We start from the raw sequence: 23,619 nt of genomic DNA on the forward strand, positions 1-23,619 counted from the left end.
CAAGGAGGCCGGGCAGCCACTGTCCGGCTTCTTTGACTCGGGGGCGCGATCGTGTAGAGGTGTCGCGCCGCCTTCACTTCTCGCCTTTCGGCGGCGGGCAGCCGTTTTTCGGCCGGACGGACCCGTTCGGCCCAACCTCAGGAACACGATCATGGAAATCAAGCGTTTCGAAACCGGCCCCCGTATGAGCCAGGCCGTGGTCTACAACAACACCGTTTACCTCGCCGGCCAAGTCGGCAATGCCGGTGACGATGTCGTGACGCAGACGAAGCAGGCGCTTGCCGAAGTCGACCGTCTTCTGGCGCTCGCCGGCACCGACAAGACCCGTATCCTGTCGGCCACCATCTGGCTCGCCGACATGGCCGACTTCCCGAAGATGAACTCGGTCTGGGACGCCTGGGCTCCGCAGGGCCATACCCCGGCGCGCGCCACCGGCGAAGCCAAGCTCGCGACCCCGGAATATCTCGTCGAAGTTATCGTCGTCGCTGCCGCGGCCTAAGGCCCACGGTACGACCGTTGCATTCTTCCGCGCCGCCGGGCCTCGGGTCCGGCGGCGTTTTTCGTTGCGTTGCACGAGCGCGCCAGCGGAACCAATCGACACGCCCGCACGTTAACTGTCCGATCCAAGAAACCGGCCAAAAACCAGGCCAACTCAATTGGGAGGACTGTCTATGCTCTATTGGCTGCCACGGGTCTGTGTCCTTCTCATCGCAGGCATCCTGATCGGGTTTGGTCTCGTTCCGTACACCGCAGCAGGCGTCGCCCATACCTTGCTCATAATCATTCTGGGTCTCGGCCTGCTGTCGCTGACCCTGCACGTCTTCCCGCCGGAGCATCATTGATCGAGCGCCGAGCGACGACTGTCCTTCTCTGCGATGAGTGCTGGACCGCCAGGGCCTCGGGCCCTGGCAGGCGGTTGCGCGTCGCGCGTCACAGGGAGGCGCTATCCGGGTGGATGAGAGAAAGCGAGGCATGATGGTGGAAATGTTGCGGCAGGTCGCGTCCCGGCACAGGTCGAAGCACCTCATCGACGAGGAAATCGCGGTCGTAACAGCAGCGCCTTCAGCCGCGCCGAAGCGCGATGCAATCGAAATCCTCGTGGCCTGGAGTATTGTTGGTCTCTTCGTGATTGCCTGTTCGGCCGCGGTCTACACCATGGAAACGATCCTGATGCCGGTTGCGCTGGCGATCGTCATCGGCATCGTGCTGGGGCGCGCTGCCGATAGCCTGGCGCGGTTCGGCTTGCCGCCCATCATGGGGGGCCTGCTTCTGGCGGCGTTCTTCGCCCTTGGCCTGTCGGCGATCGTCAACACGTTGCTCGGCCCGTTGAGCGACCTCGCTCAGCAGGCGCCTCGCCTCGCGGAGAGCGTCATGGAGCGCCTGCTGCCGTTCATCGAGCGGTTCGAATGGGGCCGGCTGGCGCTCGCCCGAGGGGCGGGCGAAGATGCGGTGGCCGACACGGTTATCAAGAATGCCGGGCCGATGCTCGGCCTCGTCGTCGCCGGATTGACGCCGGCGCTGGTTCAGACCCTGATCTTCCTCGCCGCGCTCGGCTTCTTCCTGCTTGGACGGCTGCAATTGCGCCGGGCCCTGATCCTTGCGTTTACCAGCCGGGAAAGCCGCCTGAACACCATTCGCATCATGAACGCGATCGAGGAGGCATTGGCGCGCTATTTCTCGATTGCCAGCCTGGTCTATCTGGCGCTCGGTGTCGTCACGATGTTGATCGCGCTCGTCGGTGGGCTTGCCGTGCCGCTGCTTTGGGGGTTGTTCGCCTTCGTCTCCAGTTTCATTCCCTATCTCGGCGTCACCGCCATGACCGCAGGATTGCTGGTGGGCGGCCTGATGACCCACGAGACGGTTCTGCTGGTCGTCGCTCCGGCCGCCGCCTTCTTCGTCGTCCATCTTGCCATGGAAAATCTGGTGATGCCGGCGATCCTGGGACACCGCCTCGAGGTCAACCCGTTCCTCGTCTTCCTGGCGATCATCTTCTGGACATGGATGTGGGGCGCCGTCGGCGCCATGCTGGCGCTTCCGCTTTCGCTGATCGCCATGGCGATTGTAGAGGAAATGCGCGAGCAGCCGTCGGAGCGACAGCTTCCCGGTTAGTTGATGTCAGCGCCGGGCCGAGCGCGCATGCTCATCGAAGAACAGGGCCTGGCTGATCAGCGCCTTGACCATGTCCGGATTGAACGGCTTTGTGACGAGGAAGGCCGGTTCCGGTCGTTTGCCGGTGAGCAGCCGTTCCGGGAAGGCGGTGATGAAGATCACCGGCACCGCCGCCTGCGTGAGGATTTCGTTGACGGCATCGATACCCGAGCTGCCATCGGCAAGCTGGATGTCGGCGAGCACCATCTTCGGAGACGTCTTGCGATAGAGATCCATCGCCTCCGTATGGGTGCGGGCGATGCCGGTGACCTTGTGACCGAGGCTGGTTACCATGTCTTCGATGTCGAGCGCGATCAGCGGCTCGTCTTCGATGATCAGCACGTCGGTGGCGACCTGCCGCGAGATGTCTTCCGAGGCGGCCGTCAAGAGCTTTGAAAACTCGCCTTGGCTCAGCCCCATGATCTCGGCGGCATCGGCGATCGAGAAGCCTTCGACCGAGACGAGCAGGAAGGCCTGGCGCGGGGCAGGCGCGATCAGCGAGAGGTTGGCGGCCGCCTGTTGCTCCCAGGCAAACGGCGAGGCGTTTTCCGTCCGATCGATCGAAATCTTCTCGAACTGCGAGCAGAATAGCTTGTAGAGGCTGATTCGATCGTTCGACGTGTCCGGAAAGAGGCTGATGTCTTCGATGAGTGCCTCGAGAACGGCGGCTACATAACCGTCACCTGCGGCCTGCGAACCGGTGACGGCGCGGGCATAGCGGCGCAGAAAGGGCAGATGTGGCGCGATCCGGGTCGAAAGTGACATCAACGACTTCCTTAGGTGCAAAACGATTCGTTTGTTTTCTGAGGATAGGGGAGATCCGACGGAATACGTGAATGGTTTTGAACACGTTTTTCAGCCTAGAGCAAATCCGGCAAGCTCCCGAAGCGGTCTTCCGTGCGGGTGGATGGAAAACACGGAAAGACGATAAGCGGCGGTAGGTGCAGAGCATGGATGACGGGATCGAAAGACGGGATGGGTCGGGCAGAGAATTGGACGTGGCCGCAGAAGGGCCGGATGCCCATGGATCGATCGGCGCCCGATTGAAGGCGCTATACCAGGCCTTGGAACAGGAGCCGGTTCCCGACCTCTTCATCGATCTACTTGAGAAGCTGGAAAAAGCGGAAGCGGCGGCGGCTGAACACGCGTCCTAACCCGCTTTGCGGAGAAACGGGCCTTGGCCCGTCTCTCCATTGTCGTGCCGATCAGCAGGCGGCCTCATAGCGGCGGCCGTAGCGGTCGCGATAGATGCAGCGGCCCGGCTCGTTGGCATGTCCGATGAGCGCACCGGCGACACCACCAATCGCTGCGCCGACGGCTGCACCTCTGACATTGCCTGTTGCTGCGCCACCGATGATGGCGCCACCGGTTGCGCCGATTGCCGCACCCTTCTCGGTCTGCGTGCAGGCGGCTAGTGGGAGAATGAGGCTTGCTACGATCAGTATCTTTTTCATGACGCGTTCCTATCCGAAGGTTGCTCTGTTGAACATAGAATCAGTTGCTCGAAATTGATTTGCCGGGACTGATGACGAACAGAATGACGACAATGAGGCATCTGTCGCACCCCGTGCCGCGTCATTGGCCAGCTTTGGCTTGCTCGCAAAGAGCGAGTTCCGTGTGGTGTGTCTTTGCCTCCCAGCCTCTCCTCCATCGCTCGGCCGCAGTCGCAGCACTTGTTATCGTTGCGAAAACGACGACTGCGGCGTTTTGTTCCATAGCCTCCGCTCGGGCATCGCATCTTGCGGCGGCAGTTGTATCGCGCAGCCCTCCTTGTCGGCGGCAGTGACCGCTGCCGGCGTGGTGTTCCTCTGAATCGAAAGCGCGAGGCACGGGCGCGGCGAACGCATTGCGCTGGCAAAGGTTCCAACAAAAATTTGATCTCGGCCGGCGGAACGGGAGGGCATGCATCGCCGTTTGCCGTTCTCAAGTTTGACGTTGGGAACATGCCCATGGAACATATCGCTGCCATCATGGTCTTGGTCGGTTGCATGCAGGCCACGGATGCCTGCCGCGAGGTGCCGGCGCCGATCGAAGCCTTCGAAACCGTAGACGAATGCCGGGAACTGCTTTCGCCCGCGATCGAGGCGACCGCCGGGAGCTTCAATCATGCCTATGGCGCCTGTGCCGAGGTCGATCCGGCCTTGTTTGTAGAGGATGCGACGATCGAGTGGCACGTAACCGCTTCGGGTCGCCTGCAGGTCAAGGTGCAAGTGGACGATGGCAGCTACGCCGTCGCTGCGCGCCACGACAGCAATGCGACCGGCCGCAATTGAATTATTCACCGGGCGCCGCGCCGCGGCGTTGTCAACCGAAAGGCGAAGCAATGAATTGGGATATCGTTGAAGGCAAATGGCATGAACTGAAAGGCAAGGTCCAGGCGCATTGGGGCGAACTCACCAACGACGACCTCGATGTCATCGACGGTCGCCGGGAGGAGCTTGCGGGGCGCATTCAAGCCCGTTACGGGGTGGCGCGCGACGAAGCGGAACGACAGATCGACGAATGGATGTCTCGGCGCTGAGACATACCGCGCGAAAGTTCGCAGCGATTTTGCGATACGAATGTCCAAACTTGAAGCGCAAGGCGCGAATCTGAAGGATCGCGACGGGCTACAGGGAAGTTCTGTATATCGCGTCACTTCAAGGGGAATTATTTCCCAGTGATGCTCAACTGCGAACGTAAAAGGAAAATATAATAAGACAAGACGCCCGATGTTGGCTGCGGACGCTTCTTATTCATCTGCGGCATTTTGGCTATTTCTTCTTTTTTATCCGTTCGCGCCGGTGAAGTTCTTTGAGAAGTTGTTCGAGTTTTGCGCTCTGGTCTTCGCTGCTATTGACGTATAGTTCGCGCATCGTCTTGCCGATGTGGAGATTCCGGTCCCGGATATCCCTTCTCTCCCGACCCGCTTCAACCGCCGTTTTCCAGATATGTGCTGCCGGCATTTTCATTTCGACCCTGCATATTCCATGGAGGAGGAACGTCAGAGTATCGCGAAGGTTCCGGGCGTTTCCTGTACAAACAGTCTCGATTCGGGACTCTTTTGTCTATCGCGGTAAATGGTCGGTTAATGCTCTGTGGAGATGAAGGTTCTCGTAGATCGCATTTCATATGCCATCGGAACAAAGTGATAGTTGTGGCGTTTGCTCTGCAGTAATCCTGGCAAGGAGAATTGCTATGTTATACTATGCACTTGTCTTTCTCGTTGTGGCAATCATAGCGGGTGTACTTGGTTTCAGCGGCATCGCGGGTGCCTCCGCGGGTATCGCGCAGGTCCTTTTCTTCCTTTTCCTCGTCTTCCTGGTGATTTCGCTGGTTGCGGGCCTGGTGCGTCGAGGCTGAGCGGTCGCAAATTTGAGCGGGTTCGAAACGGGCGGCGGCAACGTCGCCCCTCCTGTATCTGACCCTCGGCTTGGTCTGCTTGCCCTTACGGGCCCGCTTGGCTATTGATGCCGAAACCGCAGCTTTTTCCTTGAGGGTACGGAGCATCATGAAATCGCTGGAACTTGGCTGAAGATCAAGGTCGCCTCTTCGATCGTGGCAACCTCCTCGAGCCATCTGCTGCGGATCTTCCTGAGCCCGCAGCAATATTCGAGCGAACATCGGACGTGGGGCGACGATCACGCATCCTGCCTTCGTCGTCTCTGCCATGCCGCTTGGCGCGCTGAAGGAGGAATGACGTTGGCGCCGTGGCTTTAGCGAAGCCGCGGCTTGACTTGATCGGATAATGGGGCAGCCACAAATGAAGACTGATGTAGTGGTTCTCGGCGCCGGTATCGTCGGCATCTCCTCCGCCATCCATCTGGCGCGGCGCGGCAAATCGGTGGTGCTGCTCGACCGTCGTGGTGCCGGCGAGGAAACCTCCTACGGCAATGCCGGCCTGATCCAGCGCGAAGGCGTCTTCCCCTACGGTTTCCCGCACGACTTCGGCGCGCTCTTCCGCTACGCGTTGAACAATACGATCGACGCGTCCTATCATTTCCGGGCCTTGCCGGGGCTGGTGCCGTTCCTGGCCCGCTATTGGTGGCATTCGGGCTTTACCCAGCACCAGCGCATCGCCCATCTCTACGCGCCGCTGATCGAGCATTCGATCAGCGAACATCAGGACCTGATCGAAGCATCCGGGGCGGGCGAACTCATTCGTAAAGAAGGCTGGATGAAGGTATTCCGCACCGAGAAGCAGCGGGATGCCGCCTACAAGGAGGCGGAAAAGCTTTCGGCCGGTTTCGGCGTCAATCACCAGAAACTTTCGACCAGCGAGCTGAAGACGATTGAACCGTCGATCAGGGCCGATCTCGTTGGCGGTCTGCGCTGGAGCGATCCCTGGTCGATCCGTGACCCGCACAGCCTCAACAAGGCCTATCTCGCCTATTTCCAGTCTTTGGGCGGGCGCCTGGTTTCCGGCGACGCCGCGACGGTGGAGCATATCCTCGAAGGTCCGGGCTGGCGCGTTGCGACACCGGAGGGCCCGCTCGAGGCCCGCGAAGTCGTCGTGGCACTCGGCCCATGGGCCGACACGGTTACTCGCAAGCTCGGCTATCACTTCCCGCTCGCGGTCAAGCGCGGCTACCATATGCACTACGGCATGCAGGAGGGCGCGCAGCTCAACAACTGGGTGCTCGACGCCGAGAGAGGTTACTTCCTGGCGCCGATGCTGCGCGGTGTGCGCCTGACGACCGGCGCAGAATTTGCCTGGCGCGACGCGCCGAAGACGCCAGTGCAATTGGCGCGCGCCGAGCGGGTGGCGCGCGAGTTCTTCCCGCTCGCCGAACGCCGCGACGAGGAGCCGTGGATGGGCGCGCGGCCCTGCACGCCCGACATGATGCCCATTATCGGCAAGGCGCCGCGCCACGAGGGCCTGTGGTTCGCCTTCGGCCATGCGCATCATGGCATGACGCTCGGGCCCGTGACCGGCCGGGCGCTGGCGGAGGCCATGACCGGCGAAAAGACGGTGATCGATATCGCGCCCTATCGCCCGGAACGATTCCTGGCCTGAAGCAATCTCGCAAGAAGGATCGGGAGGTTTTCCGTCCGGAAACACGTCGTTTCAATCATCGTGCGGGCAGGCTGCGCGCAATGTTTGAACAAGACCGGGGCAATGCTTCCGGTCTTGTTCGTTTGTTGCAAGCCGCTTCAGGCGTTGGTGCCGCCGTCGATGGTGAATTCGGCGCCGGTGACACTGCGGCCGTCAGGGCCTGCAAGCCAGGCGACGACACCTGCCACATCGCTTGCTTCGTTGAAGCGCGGGATCGCCATCAGCCCGCGCTGCGGACCGGCGTGTTCGCCATCGGCAGGGTTCATGTCCGTATCCGTCGAGCCGGGATGGACGACGTTGACGGTAATCCCCCTCGACCCGAGGTCGCGCGCCACCGCCTTGGTGAATCCCACAAGTGCGCTCTTGCTCAGCACATAGAGGCTCATGCCGGGCCAGGGAACGCGGGCGGCGAGGTTGCTGCCGATCGAGATGACGCGCCCGCCCTCGGGCATGTGCGCAGCCGCGGCGCGCGTCGCAAGAAACACGGCCTTCACATTGACATCGATTGTCCGGTCGAAGTCCTCGGTGGTCACTTCCGTCACCGTTCCGGCATCGAATACACCGGCATTGTTGACGAGGATATCGATGCGGCCGTGTTTTTCGGCGACTGTCTGGACCGCGGCCTCGACGGCGCCCGGCTCGCGATTGTCCGCCTTGATTGCCAATGCGCTGCCGCCGTCCCGCGTGATCTCCGTCACGAGCGCCTCGGCCTTCGCCTTGGATTGACTATAGGTCACCGCCACGGTCGCGCCTTCCGCCGCCAGCCGTTTTGCGATCGCCGCGCCGATGCCACGGCTGCCGCCCGTCACCAGTGCCACCTTGTCTTTCAGATTCGTCACCGTGTCTCTCCATATTTGTAGTGATCGATACACATATGGAGAGGCGACTTGCCAGGCGCTGTCAAGCGATTTATGTATTGATCGATACAGAAAGGAATTGCTCTCATGCCGAGCCGCGGCCGTCCACGCAACTTTTCCCGAGAGGAGGCGCTGGCGCGTGCCATGCAGCTGTTCTGGGATAAGGGCTACGACAACACGTCGCTTGCGGATCTGACCCATGCAATGGGGCTGAAGCCGCCAAGCCTTTACGCCGCCTTCGGCAGCAAGGCACGGCTCTTCATCGAAGCGGTCGATCTCTATGGCCGGACGGATGGCGCCGGCATCTGGGATAATCTGGAGACGGCCCCAACGGCCAAGGCGGCGGTACACGATCTTCTGAGACGGACCGCCGACAACTTCACCCGCGGCGGAGAACCGCGCGGCTGCATGGTCGTGCTCTCGGCGCCGCAGATGGAAGGTGGGGATGCGGAGGTCTGTGACGCGTTGAAGATGCGTCGGCTTGAGAAGCAGGTTGCGATGGAGCGTCGGTTTGAGCGCGGCGTCGCCGAAGGCGACTTGCCGGAAGGCACCCCATGCGCGGCAATCGCGGCCTATGTCGCTTCGCTCCAGCACGGAATGTCGATCGAAGCCCGCGACGGGGCGACACGCGAAACCCTGCTGGCGATCGCCGACTGCGCCGCCGCGGGCTGGGACGCGATGATCGCGGCATCGATCAAGCCGGATTGAGCGTTCGCTCGATCCGCCGCGCGATCCTTGCCGTCGTGACGGCGAATGGGCCGAAGGGAGGATCCTCCGGCCACGGGTATCGGTCAGCCGTTACTGCGCGGGCTGCGTCATGTTGGGCGTGGTGCCCGGGGTAGAGTTCGGGGTCGAACCCTGCGTCTCGGGCGTCTGGGTACCCTGCTGCGGCGTCGCTTCGGGTGCCGGCTGCGTCGCCGTTCCGCTGGAGGGTGCCGTGCCGGTGGCAGCCGGCGGCGTAGCTTGGCCCGTCGTGCCCGTGCCCGGTGCCGTCGTATTAGGGGTTGCCTGGCCGGTAGCCGGCTGGTCCGTTGTCGGCGGCGGTGCTGCCGTGTCGGCCGTATCGCGGGTCAGTTCAGCCGGCAGCCAGGCGATCAGCGCCAATACCAGACCGGCGAGCAGGATGATGACGATCGGCCAGTTGCTGCGCCCCGAGCGGGCCGGAGGCACATCGCTCATCTGCGTTTGCGGCATAGGCTGCCCGGTCACCGGATCGATTACCGGCTTGTCCTTGAACTCTTCCTGCTGGTTCATTGCGTTCATCCTCTTCTTGGCGTCCTCCTGGCCGCAGGCGACTGCTCCTGAACCTTCCCCGGCAGTCGTGGGCAACGGATTTCGCGCCGTCGCGAAGCGACAAGGGCGCCCGGTGGGCGCGTGGCATAACCGTAAACGCGTGAAAATTTGCAATGTTCCGGATATTGCAACCCAAGGGATGTTCACGCCCGCCGTCGACTTTACAGCCCCCTTCTCGGCTGCAAGAAATAGAGCGCTCATGGAGGAAGAGGCAGCATGACCGATACAGCGTTTAGCAAGGGCACATTTATCGGCCGCGTCTGGCGGCCCGATCTCGGCGGGCCGTCGCTTGTCATGATCCGCGACGGCGCTCTATACGATATCACCTCGAAAACGACGCCGACCATGCGCGACCTGCTCGAGCTTCCGGATCCGGTCGCGCATGTGCGCTCCATTTCCGGTGACCGATTTGCCTCGCTTGAGGACTGCCTCGCGCGGAAGGCGGATGCATCGACCCTTCATCTGATTGCCCCCTCGGACCTGCAGGCGGTGAAGGCCTGTGGCGTCACCTTCGCGCGCTCGATGATCGAGCGCGTCATCGAGGAGCGGGCGGCGGGCGATGCGTCCCGTGCCGAGGCGATCCGCAGCCGCGTCACGGCCGTCATCGGCGACAGCCTGCGCAACCTGAAGCCCGGCTCGCCGGAAGCCGCCCGCGTCAAGGCAGCACTCCAGGAGGAGGGCGTCTGGTCGCAATATCTGGAAGTGGGCATCGGCCCGGATGCCGAGGTCTTCACCAAGGCCCAGGTGCTTTCGGCGGTCGGTCCCGGCGCCGATGTCGGCCTGCACCCCGCCTCGCACTGGAACAATCCGGAGCCGGAGATCGTGCTCGCGGTCTCCTCCGGCGGCCAGGTGAAGGGCGCAACGCTCGGCAACGATGTCAACCTGCGCGACATCGAGGGCCGCTCCGCGCTGCTTCTCGGCAAGGCCAAGGACAACAACGCCTCCTGTGCCATCGGCCCCTTCATTCGCCTGTTCGACGAAACCTACACGATCGACGATGTCCGCAAGGCCGAACTCACCCTGTTCGTCGAAGGGGAGGACGGCTACCGGCTCACCGGCCGAAGCTCGATGGCGGAGATCAGCCGTGACCCGCTCGATCTCGTCGCCCAGACCATCGGTCCGCACCACCAATATCCCGATGGCCTGATGCTGTTCATGGGCACGCTCTTCGCTCCCGTCGAAGACCGCGACGAACCCGGCCAGGGCTTCACCCACAAGCTGGGCGACGTCGTGACGATCGCCAACGCGGAGCTCGGCCGGCTCACCAACACCGTCCGGCTTTCGACGGAATGTGCGCCTTGGAGCTTCGGCGCGGCGGCGCTGATGCGCAACCTTGCGGGACGGGGGCTGCTCTAGCGCAGGTCAGCTTCCTCCGTCGGTCGCAGTCCGTTCGGCGCCCTTAAGTCATCTTCCGCATGATCCAGAGAGCTCGGCCGGGGTGGGCGATGTCAGGCACCGCTTGAAGGCGTGCATCGTCCTTCAGGCGCTCCGCCTCGACGGCGTCGAGAAACAGGATCTGCTGATCGGTCTCGTTCGCGTTCGGCGTAATCCACCAGCGCTGATCCTCGCAACAAAGACCGGCTTCCGGATTTTCCTGGATGTACTCGATCGCATATTCAGCGTCCGTCTTTCTGCCAGCATCGAACATCGGCCGTCCTCCGCCTGATCGCTTGGAAGGGACGAGATTATGCGCCTCTTGCGGGACCTTGGGCAGTCCGGAAGTGCTGTCCGCCAATCGCTTCTGCGCCGTGCGCCAGGCGACTGGTTGCGGCGAATGGCGCATCAACTGCGGCCTTTCCATCCGCTCGGCAGGCGCTTAGGCTCGTGCGCCTGAATTGTTCTCGTCTTTTTGGAGTTCCTGCCCCATGCGTGACCTGCACCTGCCTGGCCGCTCCGTCGTCATGGGTCGGCATGGCGCCGCTGCCACCTCGCACGCCCTTTCCACGCTCACGGCCATCGAGATCCTGCGCCGCGGCGGCAATGCCGCCGATGCCGCGATTGCCGCCTGCGCCGTGCAATGCGTGGTGGAGCCCGGTTCGACCGGCATCGGCGGCGACAATTTCGTTCTCTTCGCTCCCGTCGGCACCGATGTCGCCAATGGCAAGCGGGTCTTCGGCCTCAACGGATCGGGCCGTGCGCCCCAGGGGCTCACGGCCGAACATCTGCTGAAGCAGGGACTGAAGGAGATCCCGCTCACCTCGGTGCATGCGATCACCATTCCCGGCGCGGTCGATGCTTGGAGCAAGCTGAACCGGCGTTTCGGCTCCATGCCGCTGGGCGAGCTGTTGCAACCCGCCATTCGCCATGCGGAGGAGGGATTTGCGGTCACCGAACGGGTTGCCGTCGATTGGAGCCGCAACGAAGAGAAGCTGAAAGCGGACGCCAACAGTGCGCGCATGTGGCTGAAGGATGGTCGCGCCCCGAGGGCGGGTGAACTGTTCCGCCAGCCCGAGCACGCGAAGGTTCTGCGTGAGATCGCCGCCAAAGGGCGTGACGGTTTCTATTCAGGCTGGGTCGCCGAGGACGTGGTGGGCTACCTCAGCAGCCTCGGCGGCACGCACGCGCTCGACGACTTCGCCGCGCAGGAGGCCTTCTGGATCGATCCGATTTCCACGACCTATCGCGGAATAGAACTTCTGGAAATCCCGCCAAGCGGCGTCGGCATCACCACTTTGCTGATGCTCAATATCCTGAGCGGCTTCGATCTGGGGAAATACGATCCGGTTGGCGTCGAGCGTTTCCACATTGAAGCCGAGGCCACGAGGCTGGCTTTCCAGGTGCGTGATAAATATGTCGCCGATCCCGACTTTGCCGATGTGCCGGTAGAAAGGCTGCTTTCCGCGGGCTTTGCGGACGAGCTGCGCAGTCTGATCGACCTGAAGAAGGCCATGCCGGTTGTCGGTCCTGCGGGTGCCACCACCTATCGCGACACCATCTACATCAGCGTGGTCGACGAAAAGGGCAATGCCTGTTCCTTCATCAATTCGCTGTTCTGGTCGTACGGCACCGGCATCAGCAGCCCGAAGACCGGCGTATTGCTGCATAACCGCGGCATCGGTTTCCGCGTCGATCCTGCGCACCCCAATTGCGTGGGGCCGCGCAAACGCCCGCTGCACACCATCATCCCGGCGATGGCGATGAAGGATGGCCGGCCGTGGCTGTCTTTCGGGGTGATGGGCGGCGGCTTCCAGCCGGTCGGGCAGAGCCATGTGCTGACCAACATCGTCGACTTCGGCATGAATGTGCAGGAGGCGATCGATTGCGGCCGCGGCTTCCACCAGATGGGCCGCTTCGAGGCCGAGCGCGGCATCCGCCAGGACGTGCTGAAAGGGCTCGCGGCGCTCGGCCATGAGGTCATGGTCGCCGAGATGCCGCATGGCGGCGGCCAGGCGATCCTGATCGATTCGATCAACGGCGTCTTGCAGGCCGGCTCGGACCCGCGCAAGGACGGCTGCGCGTTGGCGTTTTAGGGTTGGCGGCCAGCCGTTGGGACATCGCGCGACAAGCTGCGACGGTGCCGGGTGCACGGCAAAATTGGTTCTATTGCGGAAGAAATTGGCTGGGGAACCTGGATTCTCACATGATTTCAAAGACTTAGCGAAATAGCCTTTGAATTCCCTATATTTTCCCGCCGCGAGCGACCGTGGATGCCACCTTTGTGCCCTGGCTTTGGGCTTCAGTCAACCGGCGCCTAAGCGATAATAATTTCCGCTTCTGGACCCGGAGCGCGCCATCGCCGTCTCGTCGTCCGCATTGGAATACTTCCGCGATTCCGATGGATGGCGGCAAAGTCGCGGCGCGCCACGCAGATCATCTTCATGCAATCAGAAGGAGCGACATTCGGCCGCCGGATCGCCGCTTGCGGCAGACTCGTTAAGCTCGTGCTCGATCATCCGACCTGAATCCGAATGCCCGTGGCGCCGTTGAGCAGCCGTCTCAAATGATAGCTGGCGAGCGGATCATCGGAGTGCATGCCAACCAGGGCGGCGAAAGCAGGCATGGCGGCGGCGCAATTCTGCTCAAGCTTGGTAAAGGCCGTCATATACTGCGCCGTGACCGGCGCATCGAACTGCGCTACCGACAAGGGCTCGTGGGCGCGTAGGGGCTCGCTGCGTCCGCGCAGGACAAGATCGCCGACCGGTCGCCCTCTGAATTCCTTTGCCTCGCTTGCGACACTGTCGCTGACGCAAATCCGCGTACCCAGCGTCTTGTTCGCAGCTTCCAGCCTCGCGGCGATGTTGATTGTGTCGCCGTAGGCGGTGAAATCGAAGAAGCGATCGCCACCAAAGTTGCCGACCAGTGCGAGGCCCGCGTGAACGCCGACACGTGTGGCCCCGAAGTCAACGCCTTTCCGTTTCCAGCGCGCGCGAAACGCTTCTGCCCATTGGTCGAGCGCTTGTGCGCAGGCGATTGCGCGGGTCGCATAGTCGGCCTGGTCGCCAGGTGCATTGAACAGCACCTGAATGGCATCGCCGATCACTTTGGCCACCGTTCCTTCATGCGCGAAGACGACATCCGTCAGGCCGCCGACATATTCGTTGAGCAACTCCGCCAGCACCTCGGGAACGGCTATCTCGACAAGCGAGGTGAAGCCCGTGATGTCGGTGAAGATCACGGCGATGTTGCGCCAGCGTACCTGCATGTCATCGTCATCACCGTCGGCGGCGAGGCGCCTGGCAAGTTCGGGCGAAAAATAGCGCGACAGCGACGCATGCGCACGCTCCGCTTCCGCCTGGCGGCGTCGTGTCTCGCGCAAGACCTCGATGTGACCGATGGTCTTCAGGATCGTCGCCTCCAGATCGGCGAAATCGATCGGTTTGGTCAGGAAGTCGAACGCACCGCGATTCATCGCGGTCCGTATGTTGCTCATATCACCGTAGGCCGAGACGATGATGGCCGACTTCTTGTCCTCTCGCTCCTGCAATTTCGCCAGCAGTGAGAGGCCATCCATGCGCGGCATGTTGATGTCCATGACCACAAGATCGACATGGGGATGCTGTTCGATCGCGTGGAGTGCATCAACACCGTCATGTGCGAACACAAAACTCATGCGTCCGTCGCGAACTTGCCTTCGGAATTTCCGCAGAACAAGCGTCTCCATGTCTGGCTCGTCATCGACCACGAGAACAGTTGTAGTCATGTGGCCGGTCCCAGTCTCGTCTCGATAACCTGACGTAGCTGGACGAAGTCGATCGGTTTGGTCAGCAAGCCCTCCGCGCCTCGATCCAGCGCAGTCCTGCACGTCTCGGGGTCTCCATAGGCGGTGATCATGATGACTGGAACATCTGGCCTTCGTGCGCGCATTTCCGGCAGCATGTCGAGACCATTCATCCCAGGCATGTTAATGTCGGAGAAAATCAAAATCAGCGTTTGCTCGCCAGTGTCGACAACGCGGGTCAGAGCCTGCGCGGCCGAGGCGGCAAAATCCATCACGAAACGCCGGGCGCGAAGATCGCGGCGGAATTGCTGGCGGAACAAGACCTCGACGTCCGCTTCGTCATCCACCACCAGAACCAATAGAGTCACGGCTCCTCTCCTATTGTGCGAAGAATTGCTTTCGCGGCAGCAGGATGATGAACTCGGTAAACACACCGGGCTCGGTCTCGACATCGATCCTGCCGCCGTGTTGCTTCACGATGATGTCGTGGCTCATGGAGAGACCGAGGCCAGTGCCTTCGCCAGGCCGCTTTGTCGTGAAGAATGGATTGAATATCTTTTCCTTGACCTCTGACGGAATGCCGACGCCGTTGTCGCGGATGCGGATTTCGACATGTTCACCACGGTTGCGTGTGCCGGCGCTGAGTTCGGCTTCAAAGCCGAGGCTGTTATCGCCGCTTCGCTTGGCTACGGCATAGAAGCCATTGGAGATCAGGTTCAGCAGCACGCGTGTGATCTCCTGCGGGAACACGTCGGCGACGCCGGCGTCTGGATCGAATTCCCGTCTGAGGGTCACGTTGAACTGCGGCTGCTCGGCGCGCACGCCATGGAAAGCGAGATTGAGGCTCTCTTCAACCAGCGTATTCACGTCCGTTGGCCGGTGTTCGCCGCCGCCTCCGCGCGAATGCAAGAGCATGTTCTTGACGATGGAATCGGCTCGCTTGCCGTGTTGCACGATCTTTTGCAGATTGTCCTTCAACAGACCGCGTACTTCGTTGAGTTCGTCGCGAATATCGTCCGGGAGCGCTACCGGCGCGAGCGCATCATTCAACTCATCCGTCAATTCGACTGAAAGCGCCGCGAAATTGTTGACGAAGTTGAGCGGGTTCTTGATCTCGTGCGCGATGCCGGCAGTGAGCTGACCGAGCGAGGCCAGTTTTTCGGTCTGCACCAGACGGTCCTGTGCGGCGCGCAGATCGTCGAGTGACTTGGCGAGCAGCGCGGTCCGCGCCTGGACTTCTTCGAACAGTCGGGCGTTCTCGATCGCGATTACGGCCTGATCGGCGAACGTGTTGAGAAGGTTGATCTGGCTATCGCTGAAGGTCCCCGGCTCGGCGCGCGAAACACCGATCGTGCCGATAGCGATGCCCTCGCAAAGCATGGGCACCACGATGATGCTTCGGTATCCCCTGACCCGCGCCATCTCCTTGACTGCTTGAGGGACGCCGGGTTCGGTTTCGATATCGGAGCGGAACGCCATGGCCGAGTTCATTGCGGCTCGGCTGTGGATCCCTGAGGATGTCAGCGGAGCAGGAAATGAGGCCCGGATCTCCTCGTGGCTGGCTCGGCTTCCCGCCGTGCACGCCGCCAGATGAAGCATGTCCCCCACGACGCGCGTCACAAGCGCCGTTTGACCGCCGAGCAGCCGCCGCGAGCTCTCAGAAATGACGTCGAAAACCGGTTGCACGTCGGTTCGCGACATGGAGATGACGTTGAGAATTTGCGCGGTGATGGTCTGGCGTTCCAGCGCAATCGCAAGCTCCGAACGCAGGTTGGCACTCTCGGCCGCTGCGTTGCGCAGTTGCTGCTCAAGCTCGCCAATCCTGCGCCTCAGCTCGATGTCCATGCTAAACCGCGCTGGATGAGAGCGACCTGACGATAGCTGCGGCCTCACCGCCCGTAACGGCTCGCCCCCAGAGCAGGCTCTCGGGCGGCATTGCCAGAGAAAGGCCGTTCGCCTTGCAACCGCGATAGACAAGATCAATGACCTCGTTTTTGGCCGGCAGCCGGCTCGCCGGGCTCGCCACGCAGAACTGCAGCTCGACCTCGATCGCCGTCGCGTCGATCGCCTTGAGCGCGATGGCCGGCGGCGGAATTTTAACGATTTGCTCGCAGCCCTGCAGAACACCCAGCATGACCTCTTCAACGACGGACGGCGCGTGGGTGGCGGCAATGTGGACGACAAACGCAATCCAGTGCGTTTCGTCAGGACGGCTGAGATTGGTCACCCCTTGCTTCGCCAGGACGCTGTTGGGTACCACCACCACATTGTGCGCGCCGGTCAGCAGATTCGTCGAACGCCAGTTGGTTTCGGCGACGCGCCCTTCCGTTCCGTCGCTGAGCCGGATCCAGTCGCCGACGACATAAGCCCGCCCCAGCGTAAGTGCGATCCCCGAAAAGACGTCGGCAAGCGTATTCTGCAATGCCAGGCCGATGATGACGGCAACCACGCCCGAGGTGGCAACCAAAGGACCTATTGGCGCGCCGAAGACGAAGCCGATGATCGACAGTGCGACGCCGAGATAAACGACGGCGACGATCAGATCCTGCAGGAGATGTGCCTCCCGCGGCCTATGGTTGAGGCTGATATAGATATGCACGAAGCCGATGATCGTCCACGCAAGATGGGTCCACCAGAGGATCCTCGCGGACTTGGCAATCAAGAGGCCGGCGCCCTGGAGCTCGGCCTGGTCGAGCCTGTAAGGTGAAATTCCGCCTAGGCCGAGCACGAGGCTCATCGTGGCGAAGAACAGAATTTGCACGATCAGGCGCCCGGTCGGACGGCTGCGCCCTTGAATGTGCCATACGAGAATACCGGCAAACCCCAGAATATTGATCAGGACGAGCGGCAGGAAATGATCTTCGCCGAACATGGCGCTCACCAGCGGTGATTTTTAACGATTGGGAAAGGGGCCAAATGCCGCAGACGGCCACCGGCCCTCTCGCCTACTTCTTGATCGGGAAGGTCAGTTCCTTCTGGCTGCTGTCGACGACGAAAACAGCCAGCAGCTTGGCGGGCTTGGTCTTGCTGGCATTTTCGCTGACACCATGGCGATCGCCCGGCATCTCGGAGAAGCTTTCGCCCGCCTTGTAGACCTTGACCGGACCGTCGTTGACCTGGCTGCGAATCGCGCCTTCCAGCACCGTCGCATAAATGAAGGCCGAGTTGGGATGCGTGTGGGCCGAGGAGAAGCCGCCGGGACCGTATTCGACCAGAACGCCTTTCATGCTCTTGCCCGTAACATTCGGCAATTCGTGCTCGTAAACCAGCGTGACCTGAGCATTCTTGCTACCGGCATCACCAGCAGCGGCGGCAGCGGACAAGAGAGCTGTCATGGTAAAGGCAGTGAGGATTAACTTGATCATAGCGAAACTCCTTTCGTGAGCTCGGAAGGTGCGCCGACAGATGCGACGCTCGGTGGTCGGTCATTTCCGCGCCGAGGTTTCAAACCACTGCTCGAAGGTAATGCGGCCGATGCGGGGATTGTTGTCGGAGACGAGCGAGCCGTCCTCGAGCCTGGTGCCGAAATAGAGGGCTTCGGGATCAGCCACGACCTTGCGGGTGTCGCCCATCGCCTTCAGGTAACGGGCGACGAAATCGCAAAGCCGGGCGCGCTCGGGGCCGGAAATCTCAATGACGCCGTTCACAGGCGCCGCAAGGGCCGCATCCGTCACGAAATCTGCCACGTCATCGGAGGCAATCGGCTGCAAAAAGCCGGTCGACAGGCGGGTCGTGTCGCCAACGGTGCCTGCCTGGGCGATGCCACCGAGGAATTCCATGAACTGCGTCGAGTGGATGATCGTATAGGGAATGCCGTCGCCTCTGACGATATTTTCCTGGGCAACCTTGGCTCGCATGTAGCCGCTCTCAGGCAGGCGGTCGGTGCCTATGATGGAAAGCGCGATGTGGTGCTTTACACCGGCGGCCTTTTCTGCCGCCGCCAGATTGCGGCCTGACGTTTCGAAGAATTCGAGAACGGCTTTGTCCTCGAAGGACGGAGAGTTTGCGAGGTCGATGACGACGGAGGCTCTGGCGAGCGCGTCAGCGAGACCTTCACCCGTGATCGTGTTGACGCCGGTGTTCGGAGCGGCGGCAACAACTTCATGGCCTTGCTTACGAAGGCGGTCGGCCGTCTTCGAACCGATCAGGCCGGTTCCGCCGATGATGACTATTTTCATGAGCTTCTCCATTTTCGGCCGCTTCGCGCACCGCATTGTTCAATCGCTTCTGAATGATTGGTCGAGGATCGGGCCGGTCCTACCGGTTCCGCTGATCCACTCGGCCGAGCCGGGGATGGCCTTAGAGGCGTGCGCCGGCTCGGCTCTAGTGCACCAGGCGGTCAGTAGTCCCAGAAGACCGGTACCCAACGGAAGTGATCGCCGTCGGCAGCCACATGGCCGACCGAGGGGAACGGCATATGAGTGGCCACTAGGAGCTCGCCGCTCTCCGCCAGCTCGCGCAGAAGACGAACGCGGACGCGGGCAGCTTCTTCCGGATCATGTTCGAAGCCATTGAACCAGTCGGGGTGATCGAAGCCGACCGCGAACACCGCGTCGCCGGCAAACATCAGCCGGTCTTTACCGGAGGCGACGCGGACCACGCTGTGCCCGGGCGTGTGGCCACCGGTTCGGGAGACGACTACACCCGGCGCCACCTCGTACTCATCATCGAACAGTCTGAGGTGGCTGTCGTATTCCTTCCTGAACTGCTTGGCGGCAGCCCGAAGCGCATCCGGGAAGCCGGGCGGCATGGATACATGCGAGAAATCGGGCGCCTCCCAGAATTTGACTTCTGCCGCAGCGACGTGGATCCTGAGGTCTGAACGCAGCCGCGCCTTTACCCCGTCAACGAGCAGCCCGCCAACGTGGTCCATATGCATATGGGTCAGCACCACGTCGGTAACGGATCCGAGGTCGATGCCGGCGGCTTCCAGTCGCTTGATCAATTGCCCAGCCCGAGGCAGGTTCAATTCCGGGTCCAGCCCCAGGCCGGCGTCGATGAGGATCGTCTGCTTGCCGCTGCGCACCACGACCACGTTCAGCGCCCAGTCGAAAGCGTCCGGCGGCAGGAACATGTCGTTCAGCCAGGCCGCGCGCTCGGCCGGATCGGCATTGTATCCCAGCATCTTGGTCGGCAGCGGCAGCACGCCGTCACTGATCACCAGCACCTCAATATCACCGATCTGCACCGCGTAGCGCGACGGGACCAGTTCGTCGGCGCCTGTTCTCCCGAGGCGTGAGTTGTTGTCCAAGCTCATGTCGGTCTCCTCATGAGCAATCGTACGGGGCTTTGTTTCTGTCTGCGACATGATGCACTCCTGTTTTGCGTGATCGAAACGTGTCGGTTACAAGCCACGGCGCGGATTTTATGTTGAGGCACGTTTGGCGGTCGATCCGGCGGAAGAAGAGGAAGGGCCATACCTGAGGATAGGGTAGCCTATGCTCTCAGCGCGGCCGCAGCGGAGATTTGACAGCGAAGTGGCTGGCACGGAGGAGCGGACGCCTTGCATTGCACCTTGCCGGGCGGATGGATCCGCCCGGCGCGTTCGCGTCTGCTAAGCGATTAGGCGGCGCGCTTGTGATCTGCCGGATGCTGCAGCCGAAAGCCGATCGCCAGCCGGTTCCAGGCATTGATCATGGCTATGCCGATAGACAGCACCAGGAGTTCGTCTTCCGAAAAGACGCTCGAGGCAACTTCATAATCCGCATCCGGTGCACGGCTCTCGGCGACGTTGGTCAGCGACTCGGCCCAGGCGAGGGCGGCGCGCTCCCGGTCGCTGTAGAGCTGCGATTCACGCCAGGCGCTCAGAAGAAGCATCCGCTCTTCGGTCTCGCCCTGTTTCAGCGCGTCGTGGCGATGCATGTGTAGGCAATGGACGCAGCCGTTGATCTGCGACACGCGCACCTTGACGAGCTCCATGAGTTTGGGATCGAAGCTCTTGGCAATCCAGGCCTCGACGGCGACGAGGCCATCGATGCCGTCATTCTTCCTGGCCAATATGTTCAAACGTCTGGTCATCCTGCTCTCCGTGGATTGGTTGCGATCGGGTCGAAGCCACGCGGGCCGCCCGATGACCAACTATCCACGGCATCGCGGATCATCCATCTGGCCGGAAGGCGCTCCCGCTTAGCATCTGATGGAGCTGAGCCTTACCGATCGACCAGGTTTCACCGCCGTTTGGGCCATCTCTTTCTATACTTCGGCAGTGCAGGGGCCTGTCCCACGTAGAATGGTTTGCGACCGCAAACCCACGCATTCTCCCGGCATACGCAACCACAGCGTTAGGAGAAAGCAGATGCTCAAAATTATCAAGGCCTTGGCGCTTGGTGCCGCGATCGCCGCGCTGACTGTCGCCGGCGCACAATCCCAAGATCATAATCTCAAGCCGACAATCGTTCTCGTTCATGGCGCCTTTGCCGAATCGTCGAGCTGGGACGCTGTGATCACCCGACTGACCAAGGATGGCTATGTGGCGATCGCGGCAGCCAACCCGCTTCGCAGCGTCGCGTCGGATGCAGCATCCGTCGCGGCGGTCGTGCGCGCCATCCACGGACCGGTGGTCCTGGTCGGTCACTCCTACGGCGGACCGGTCATCACCGAAGCCGCAAACGGCAATCCGAACGTGAGGGCTCTGGTCTATGTCGCGGGTTTCATGCCGGATACCGGCGAATCCAGCCTCATCCTGTCGGGCAAATTCCCGGGCAGTACGCTTGCCAGCGCGCTCGCACCCGTGACGCTGCCCGACGGCACGCAGGATCTCTACATCCAGCCGTCCAAATTTCATCACCAGTTCGCCGCCGACGTTTCGGATGACAAGGCGGCGCTGATGGCCTCGGCGCAACGTCCGGTCGCCCAGGCTGCGCTCGCCGAACCCTCCGGCGCCGCGTCGTGGAAGCTGCTGCCTTCCTACATGATCTACGGGTCCGCCGACCGCAACATCCCGCCAGCGGCCATGCAGTTCATGGCCGAGCGGGCCCACGCCGCGAAGACTGTCGTTGTCGACGGGGCCTCGCACGCGCTCATGGTCTCGCATCCCGGCGAAGTCACCGCTCTCATCGAAGAAGCGGCATCCGCCCGGTGAAGGGCCGCATTGTCGGTCCGAAGAAGTTTCGTCTCTAAACTTTCGCACAGTTCCGCAGATGCTTGCGGCCAATAGTTTTGCGGGCCGCCGGTTGCCATCCTCGTTCGTATTTCAATCATCGTGAAGGATAAAACATGCAGGACATTTCAAACCCATCGACTGTCGGCGTCTCACGCCGCGCCGCTCTGCTCGGTAGCCTCACCGCCGGTATCGCAGCGGGCTTGCCCGCGAGTGCCGACGCTAAGACCACAAAGCAGCCCGTTCCCGCCACCACCAATCACGGAAAGCAAGCAATGAGCACGATCGTCACCAAGGACGGCACAGAAATCTATTACAAGGACTGGGGCACCGGCCCGGTCGTCACCTTCTCGCACGGCTGGCCGCTGAACTCCGACGCTTGGGACGGCCAGATGCTGTTCCTCGCCCAGCACGGTTTTCGCGTCGTGGCGCACGATCGCCGCGGCCACGGACGTTCCAGCCAGCCGACATCGGGGAACGATATGGACGGCTACGCCGACGACCTCGCCGCCGTTATCGAGGCGCTGGACCTCAGGGACGCTACGCTGGTCGGCCACTCCACCGGCGGCGGCGAGGTCGCCCGCTATATCGGCCGGCATGGCACGAAGCGTGTCGCCAAGGCCGTACTGATCGGCGCCGTGCCGCCGGTCATGGTCAAATCGGCGACCAATCCGGAAGGCCTGCCGATAGAGGCCTTCGATGCGATCCGCGCCGGTCTCGCCAAGGATCGTTCACAGTTCTACCGAGACTTCGCCCTGCCATTCTACGGCGCCAATCGAGCGGGCTCGAGTGTCTCCCAAGGCACACTCGACCAGTTCTGGCGCTTGAGCATGCAGGCCGGCCTGCTCAACGCCTATGAATGCGTCAAGGCATTCTCGGAAACCGACTTCACGGAAGACCTGCGGAAGTTCGACGTGCCGACGCTCGTCCTGCATGGCGAAGACGACCAGATCGTTCCGATCAAGGATTCCGCCGTCAAATCCGCGCGGCTGATCAAGGGTGCCAATGAGATCTACTATCCGGGCGCGCCGCACGGCATCACCGCAACCCATCAGGACCAGGTGAACGCCGACCTGCTCGCCTTCCTCAAAGCTTGAGCTGGCCACGGCTCGCGGAGCAGGCCGCCGTGCTGCGCGAGCCGTCCTGAACTGGCGCGGCCTTGCCGCGCCAGTTCCTCGATCCTTTTCTATCATCGCCCTTTCAGAGGTCATCCGACATGCCAAAGACTTGGCTTATAACCGGCAGCGCCAGCGGGATCGGCCGCAGCACGGCCGAACTCGTGCTCGCACGCGGCGACAACCTTGTCGCGACAGCCCGAGACGTCAACCGCCTCCTCGACTTTGCGCGCCGCTACGACAAACAGGTTGTCCTCATTGAACTCGACGTGACCGACATGTCGGCATCGCGCGGCGCAGTCGAAACCGCGACAGAACGGTTCGGACGCCTCGACGTGCTGCTGAACAATGCCGGCTATGCGCATCTCAGCCCTTTCGAACAGGTCTCTGAAGATGATTTCAAGGCGGAGATCGACACCAATTTCTACGGCGTGGTCAACCTGACGCGCGCAGCACTCCCCGTGATGCGCCAGCAGAAATCAGGACATATTATCAATATCTCGTCCAGTTCGGCGCGCTTCGGCAGTCCCGGCTCCGCCGCCTATAGCGCCGCCAAATGGGCGGTGAGCGGTTTCACCGCTTCGCTCGCCAAGGAGGTCAAGCCGTTCGGCGTCAAGGCCATCGCCGTCGAGCCAGGCAGCATCCGCACGAACTGGACACGGGTCGCCCGCGGTCATGTCCCGCCGCTGCTGCCGGAATATGAACCAACCATCGGCGCGATCATGAGGATGACGGAAGGCTATGCCGGCACCGAGCCCGGCGACCCCGACAAGGTGGCCGCCGTCATCTTCGCTCTTTCCCGCCGGGACGATCTGCCGGAATAGCTCGTCCTCGGAAGCGACGCGCTGGCACGAGTTGCCCAGAATGATGTGATCCGATCGACGGCCGCGCTCCAGTGGAATGAAGTTAGCCGG

The 23,619-nt window shown here is 62.0% G+C and carries 28 protein-coding genes; 14 read left to right on the plus strand and 14 right to left on the minus strand.

Annotation, left to right across the window (positions count from 1 at the left end; genetic code table 11):
• Positions 1–151: 151 nt before the first annotated feature.
• From QM996_RS01815 to QM996_RS01825, 3 genes are all read left to right on the plus strand, one after another.
• Entirely contained in the window at positions 152–499 is a 348-nt protein-coding gene (locus tag QM996_RS01815) for a RidA family protein (protein ID WP_060516475.1), read from the plus strand.
• Between the two features lie 172 nt (positions 500–671).
• Positions 672–842 carry a hypothetical protein gene (locus QM996_RS01820; RefSeq protein WP_500269037.1) on the plus strand — a complete coding sequence of 57 codons (171 nt, stop codon included), beginning with the start codon at positions 672–674 and terminating at the stop codon, positions 840–842.
• Between the two features lie 136 nt (positions 843–978).
• Complete coding sequence (locus QM996_RS01825; protein ID WP_500270370.1) at positions 979–2,109, plus strand: AI-2E family transporter; 1,131 nt, start codon at positions 979–981, stop codon at positions 2,107–2,109.
• A gap of 6 nt (positions 2,110–2,115) precedes the next feature.
• Here the strand turns inward: QM996_RS01825 and QM996_RS01830 are convergent, their stop codons facing one another.
• A complete protein-coding gene (locus QM996_RS01830) occupies positions 2,116–2,913 on the minus strand; it encodes a response regulator (protein WP_500269038.1) in 798 nt (265 codons plus the stop codon).
• A gap of 185 nt (positions 2,914–3,098) precedes the next feature.
• On the opposite strand from QM996_RS01830, the gene QM996_RS01835 reads away from it, so the two are divergent.
• Positions 3,099–3,302, plus strand: a complete 204-nt coding sequence (locus QM996_RS01835; RefSeq protein WP_500269039.1) for a NepR family anti-sigma factor — start codon at positions 3,099–3,101, stop codon at positions 3,300–3,302.
• 51 nt (positions 3,303–3,353) lie between these two features.
• Here the strand turns inward: QM996_RS01835 and QM996_RS01840 are convergent, their stop codons facing one another.
• Complete coding sequence (locus QM996_RS01840) at positions 3,354–3,602, minus strand: YMGG-like glycine zipper-containing protein (RefSeq protein ID WP_113536355.1); 249 nt, start codon at positions 3,600–3,602, stop codon at positions 3,354–3,356.
• Between the two features lie 495 nt (positions 3,603–4,097).
• Here QM996_RS01840 and QM996_RS01845 point away from each other — a divergent pair, with 495 nt between their 5' ends.
• Together QM996_RS01845 and QM996_RS01850 are read left to right on the plus strand one after the other, a co-directional pair.
• Positions 4,098–4,421 (plus strand): hypothetical protein, encoded by a 324-nt coding sequence (locus tag QM996_RS01845; protein ID WP_500269040.1) that lies wholly within the window; start codon positions 4,098–4,100, stop codon positions 4,419–4,421.
• Between the two features lie 50 nt (positions 4,422–4,471).
• Positions 4,472–4,669, plus strand: a complete 198-nt coding sequence (locus QM996_RS01850; RefSeq protein WP_500269041.1) for a CsbD family protein — start codon at positions 4,472–4,474, stop codon at positions 4,667–4,669.
• A 232-nt stretch (positions 4,670–4,901) separates the two neighbouring features.
• On the opposite strand, the gene QM996_RS01855 is transcribed toward QM996_RS01850, so the two are convergent.
• On the minus strand, positions 4,902–5,099 hold the full coding sequence (locus QM996_RS01855) for a hypothetical protein (RefSeq protein ID WP_500269042.1): 198 nt from the start codon (positions 5,097–5,099) through the stop codon (positions 4,902–4,904).
• 226 nt (positions 5,100–5,325) lie between these two features.
• On the opposite strand from QM996_RS01855, the gene QM996_RS01860 reads away from it, so the two are divergent.
• Together QM996_RS01860 and QM996_RS01865 are read left to right on the plus strand one after the other, a co-directional pair.
• Positions 5,326–5,490 carry a DUF1328 domain-containing protein gene (locus tag QM996_RS01860; RefSeq protein WP_173515678.1) on the plus strand — a complete coding sequence of 55 codons (165 nt, stop codon included), beginning with the start codon at positions 5,326–5,328 and terminating at the stop codon, positions 5,488–5,490.
• A 400-nt stretch (positions 5,491–5,890) separates the two neighbouring features.
• Positions 5,891–7,144 (plus strand): NAD(P)/FAD-dependent oxidoreductase, encoded by a 1,254-nt coding sequence (locus QM996_RS01865; protein WP_500269043.1) that lies wholly within the window; start codon positions 5,891–5,893, stop codon positions 7,142–7,144.
• 137 nt (positions 7,145–7,281) lie between these two features.
• On the opposite strand, the gene QM996_RS01870 is transcribed toward QM996_RS01865, so the two are convergent.
• Positions 7,282–8,022, minus strand: a complete 741-nt coding sequence (locus QM996_RS01870; RefSeq protein WP_500269044.1) for an SDR family NAD(P)-dependent oxidoreductase — start codon at positions 8,020–8,022, stop codon at positions 7,282–7,284.
• 105 nt (positions 8,023–8,127) lie between these two features.
• Between QM996_RS01870 and QM996_RS01875 the strand changes: the two genes are divergently transcribed.
• A complete protein-coding gene (locus QM996_RS01875) occupies positions 8,128–8,748 on the plus strand; it encodes a TetR/AcrR family transcriptional regulator (protein ID WP_500269045.1) in 621 nt (206 codons plus the stop codon).
• 90 nt (positions 8,749–8,838) lie between these two features.
• Here QM996_RS01875 and QM996_RS01880 read toward each other — a convergent pair whose 3' ends face one another.
• Positions 8,839–9,294, minus strand: coding sequence for a hypothetical protein (locus tag QM996_RS01880; RefSeq protein ID WP_500269046.1), 456 nt, complete (start codon positions 9,292–9,294; stop codon positions 8,839–8,841).
• Positions 9,295–9,549: 255 nt separating this feature from the next.
• Between QM996_RS01880 and QM996_RS01885 the strand changes: the two genes are divergently transcribed.
• On the plus strand, positions 9,550–10,689 hold the full coding sequence (locus QM996_RS01885) for a fumarylacetoacetate hydrolase family protein (protein ID WP_500269047.1): 1,140 nt from the start codon (positions 9,550–9,552) through the stop codon (positions 10,687–10,689).
• Positions 10,690–10,732: 43 nt separating this feature from the next.
• On the opposite strand, the gene QM996_RS01890 is transcribed toward QM996_RS01885, so the two are convergent.
• The gene (locus QM996_RS01890; protein WP_247958065.1) at positions 10,733–10,981 is read right to left on the minus strand and encodes a hypothetical protein; all 249 of its coding nucleotides are present in this window, start codon (positions 10,979–10,981) and stop codon (positions 10,733–10,735) included.
• A gap of 217 nt (positions 10,982–11,198) precedes the next feature.
• On the opposite strand from QM996_RS01890, the gene ggt reads away from it, so the two are divergent.
• Complete coding sequence (gene ggt, locus QM996_RS01895; RefSeq protein WP_500269048.1) at positions 11,199–12,803, plus strand: gamma-glutamyltransferase family protein; 1,605 nt, start codon at positions 11,199–11,201, stop codon at positions 12,801–12,803.
• A gap of 419 nt (positions 12,804–13,222) precedes the next feature.
• Here the strand turns inward: ggt and QM996_RS01900 are convergent, their stop codons facing one another.
• The 8 genes from QM996_RS01900 to QM996_RS01935 form a co-directional block, all read right to left on the minus strand.
• Positions 13,223–14,473 (minus strand): adenylate/guanylate cyclase domain-containing protein, encoded by a 1,251-nt coding sequence (locus QM996_RS01900; RefSeq protein WP_500270371.1) that lies wholly within the window; start codon positions 14,471–14,473, stop codon positions 13,223–13,225.
• Complete coding sequence (locus tag QM996_RS01905; protein WP_500269049.1) at positions 14,470–14,859, minus strand: DNA-binding transcriptional response regulator; 390 nt, start codon at positions 14,857–14,859, stop codon at positions 14,470–14,472. The genes QM996_RS01900 and QM996_RS01905 overlap by 4 nt, the downstream gene beginning before the upstream one ends.
• A 10-nt stretch (positions 14,860–14,869) precedes the next feature.
• A complete protein-coding gene (locus tag QM996_RS01910) occupies positions 14,870–16,336 on the minus strand; it encodes an ATP-binding protein (protein WP_500269050.1) in 1,467 nt (488 codons plus the stop codon).
• A gap of 1 nt (position 16,337) precedes the next feature.
• Positions 16,338–17,363 (minus strand): mechanosensitive ion channel family protein, encoded by a 1,026-nt coding sequence (locus tag QM996_RS01915; protein WP_500269051.1) that lies wholly within the window; start codon positions 17,361–17,363, stop codon positions 16,338–16,340.
• A 73-nt stretch (positions 17,364–17,436) separates the two neighbouring features.
• Positions 17,437–17,856: a cupin domain-containing protein gene (locus QM996_RS01920; protein WP_500269052.1), complete on the minus strand. Its 420-nt coding sequence runs from the start codon at positions 17,854–17,856 to the stop codon at positions 17,437–17,439.
• A gap of 60 nt (positions 17,857–17,916) precedes the next feature.
• The gene (locus tag QM996_RS01925; RefSeq protein WP_500269053.1) at positions 17,917–18,669 is read right to left on the minus strand and encodes an SDR family oxidoreductase; all 753 of its coding nucleotides are present in this window, start codon (positions 18,667–18,669) and stop codon (positions 17,917–17,919) included.
• A gap of 161 nt (positions 18,670–18,830) precedes the next feature.
• Positions 18,831–19,799, minus strand: a complete 969-nt coding sequence (locus QM996_RS01930; protein WP_500269054.1) for an MBL fold metallo-hydrolase — start codon at positions 19,797–19,799, stop codon at positions 18,831–18,833.
• A 254-nt stretch (positions 19,800–20,053) separates the two neighbouring features.
• A complete protein-coding gene (locus QM996_RS01935) occupies positions 20,054–20,509 on the minus strand; it encodes a carboxymuconolactone decarboxylase family protein (RefSeq protein WP_500269055.1) in 456 nt (151 codons plus the stop codon).
• Positions 20,510–20,786: 277 nt separating this feature from the next.
• Between QM996_RS01935 and QM996_RS01940 the strand changes: the two genes are divergently transcribed.
• From QM996_RS01940 to QM996_RS01950, 3 genes are all read left to right on the plus strand, one after another.
• Positions 20,787–21,572, plus strand: coding sequence for an alpha/beta fold hydrolase (locus QM996_RS01940; RefSeq protein ID WP_500269056.1), 786 nt, complete (start codon positions 20,787–20,789; stop codon positions 21,570–21,572).
• A gap of 134 nt (positions 21,573–21,706) precedes the next feature.
• Positions 21,707–22,687, plus strand: a complete 981-nt coding sequence (locus tag QM996_RS01945; protein ID WP_500269057.1) for an alpha/beta fold hydrolase — start codon at positions 21,707–21,709, stop codon at positions 22,685–22,687.
• Positions 22,688–22,806: 119 nt separating this feature from the next.
• Entirely contained in the window at positions 22,807–23,529 is a 723-nt protein-coding gene (locus QM996_RS01950) for an SDR family oxidoreductase (RefSeq protein WP_500269058.1), read from the plus strand.
• Positions 23,530–23,619: the final 90 nt, after the last annotated feature.

This window comes from Sinorhizobium chiapasense, from assembly GCF_045277575.1.
Taxonomy (GTDB): domain Bacteria; phylum Pseudomonadota; class Alphaproteobacteria; order Rhizobiales; family Rhizobiaceae; genus Ensifer; species Ensifer chiapasense_A.

Excerpts from the sequence above, each read along its gene's own strand:
- QM996_RS01930 (WP_500269054.1), bottom strand. The coding sequence starts at position 19,799 with ATGTCGCAGACAGAAACAAAGCCCCGTACGATTGCTCATGAGGAGACC.
- QM996_RS01835 (WP_500269039.1), top strand. The coding sequence starts at position 3,099 with ATGGATGACGGGATCGAAAGACGGGATGGGTCGGGCAGAGAATTGGAC.
- QM996_RS01920 (WP_500269052.1), bottom strand. The coding sequence starts at position 17,856 with ATGATCAAGTTAATCCTCACTGCCTTTACCATGACAGCTCTCTTGTCC.
- QM996_RS01880 (WP_500269046.1), bottom strand. The coding sequence starts at position 9,294 with ATGAACCAGCAGGAAGAGTTCAAGGACAAGCCGGTAATCGATCCGGTG.
- QM996_RS01860 (WP_173515678.1), top strand. The coding sequence starts at position 5,326 with ATGTTATACTATGCACTTGTCTTTCTCGTTGTGGCAATCATAGCGGGT.
- QM996_RS01915 (WP_500269051.1), bottom strand. The coding sequence starts at position 17,363 with ATGTTCGGCGAAGATCATTTCCTGCCGCTCGTCCTGATCAATATTCTG.
- QM996_RS01865 (WP_500269043.1), top strand. The coding sequence starts at position 5,891 with ATGAAGACTGATGTAGTGGTTCTCGGCGCCGGTATCGTCGGCATCTCC.
- QM996_RS01815 (WP_060516475.1), top strand. The coding sequence starts at position 152 with ATGGAAATCAAGCGTTTCGAAACCGGCCCCCGTATGAGCCAGGCCGTG.
- QM996_RS01945 (WP_500269057.1), top strand. The coding sequence starts at position 21,707 with ATGCAGGACATTTCAAACCCATCGACTGTCGGCGTCTCACGCCGCGCC.
- QM996_RS01830 (WP_500269038.1), bottom strand. The coding sequence starts at position 2,913 with ATGTCACTTTCGACCCGGATCGCGCCACATCTGCCCTTTCTGCGCCGC.
- QM996_RS01885 (WP_500269047.1), top strand. The coding sequence starts at position 9,550 with ATGACCGATACAGCGTTTAGCAAGGGCACATTTATCGGCCGCGTCTGG.
- QM996_RS01935 (WP_500269055.1), bottom strand. The coding sequence starts at position 20,509 with ATGACCAGACGTTTGAACATATTGGCCAGGAAGAATGACGGCATCGAT.
- QM996_RS01845 (WP_500269040.1), top strand. The coding sequence starts at position 4,098 with ATGGAACATATCGCTGCCATCATGGTCTTGGTCGGTTGCATGCAGGCC.
- QM996_RS01855 (WP_500269042.1), bottom strand. The coding sequence starts at position 5,099 with ATGAAAATGCCGGCAGCACATATCTGGAAAACGGCGGTTGAAGCGGGT.
- QM996_RS01940 (WP_500269056.1), top strand. The coding sequence starts at position 20,787 with ATGCTCAAAATTATCAAGGCCTTGGCGCTTGGTGCCGCGATCGCCGCG.
- QM996_RS01900 (WP_500270371.1), bottom strand. The coding sequence starts at position 14,473 with ATGACTACAACTGTTCTCGTGGTCGATGACGAGCCAGACATGGAGACG.
- QM996_RS01840 (WP_113536355.1), bottom strand. The coding sequence starts at position 3,602 with ATGAAAAAGATACTGATCGTAGCAAGCCTCATTCTCCCACTAGCCGCC.
- QM996_RS01850 (WP_500269041.1), top strand. The coding sequence starts at position 4,472 with ATGAATTGGGATATCGTTGAAGGCAAATGGCATGAACTGAAAGGCAAG.
- QM996_RS01950 (WP_500269058.1), top strand. The coding sequence starts at position 22,807 with ATGCCAAAGACTTGGCTTATAACCGGCAGCGCCAGCGGGATCGGCCGC.
- QM996_RS01820 (WP_500269037.1), top strand. The coding sequence starts at position 672 with ATGCTCTATTGGCTGCCACGGGTCTGTGTCCTTCTCATCGCAGGCATC.
- QM996_RS01910 (WP_500269050.1), bottom strand. The coding sequence starts at position 16,336 with ATGGACATCGAGCTGAGGCGCAGGATTGGCGAGCTTGAGCAGCAACTG.
- QM996_RS01875 (WP_500269045.1), top strand. The coding sequence starts at position 8,128 with ATGCCGAGCCGCGGCCGTCCACGCAACTTTTCCCGAGAGGAGGCGCTG.
- QM996_RS01890 (WP_247958065.1), bottom strand. The coding sequence starts at position 10,981 with ATGTTCGATGCTGGCAGAAAGACGGACGCTGAATATGCGATCGAGTAC.
- ggt (WP_500269048.1), top strand. The coding sequence starts at position 11,199 with ATGCGTGACCTGCACCTGCCTGGCCGCTCCGTCGTCATGGGTCGGCAT.
- QM996_RS01925 (WP_500269053.1), bottom strand. The coding sequence starts at position 18,669 with ATGAAAATAGTCATCATCGGCGGAACCGGCCTGATCGGTTCGAAGACG.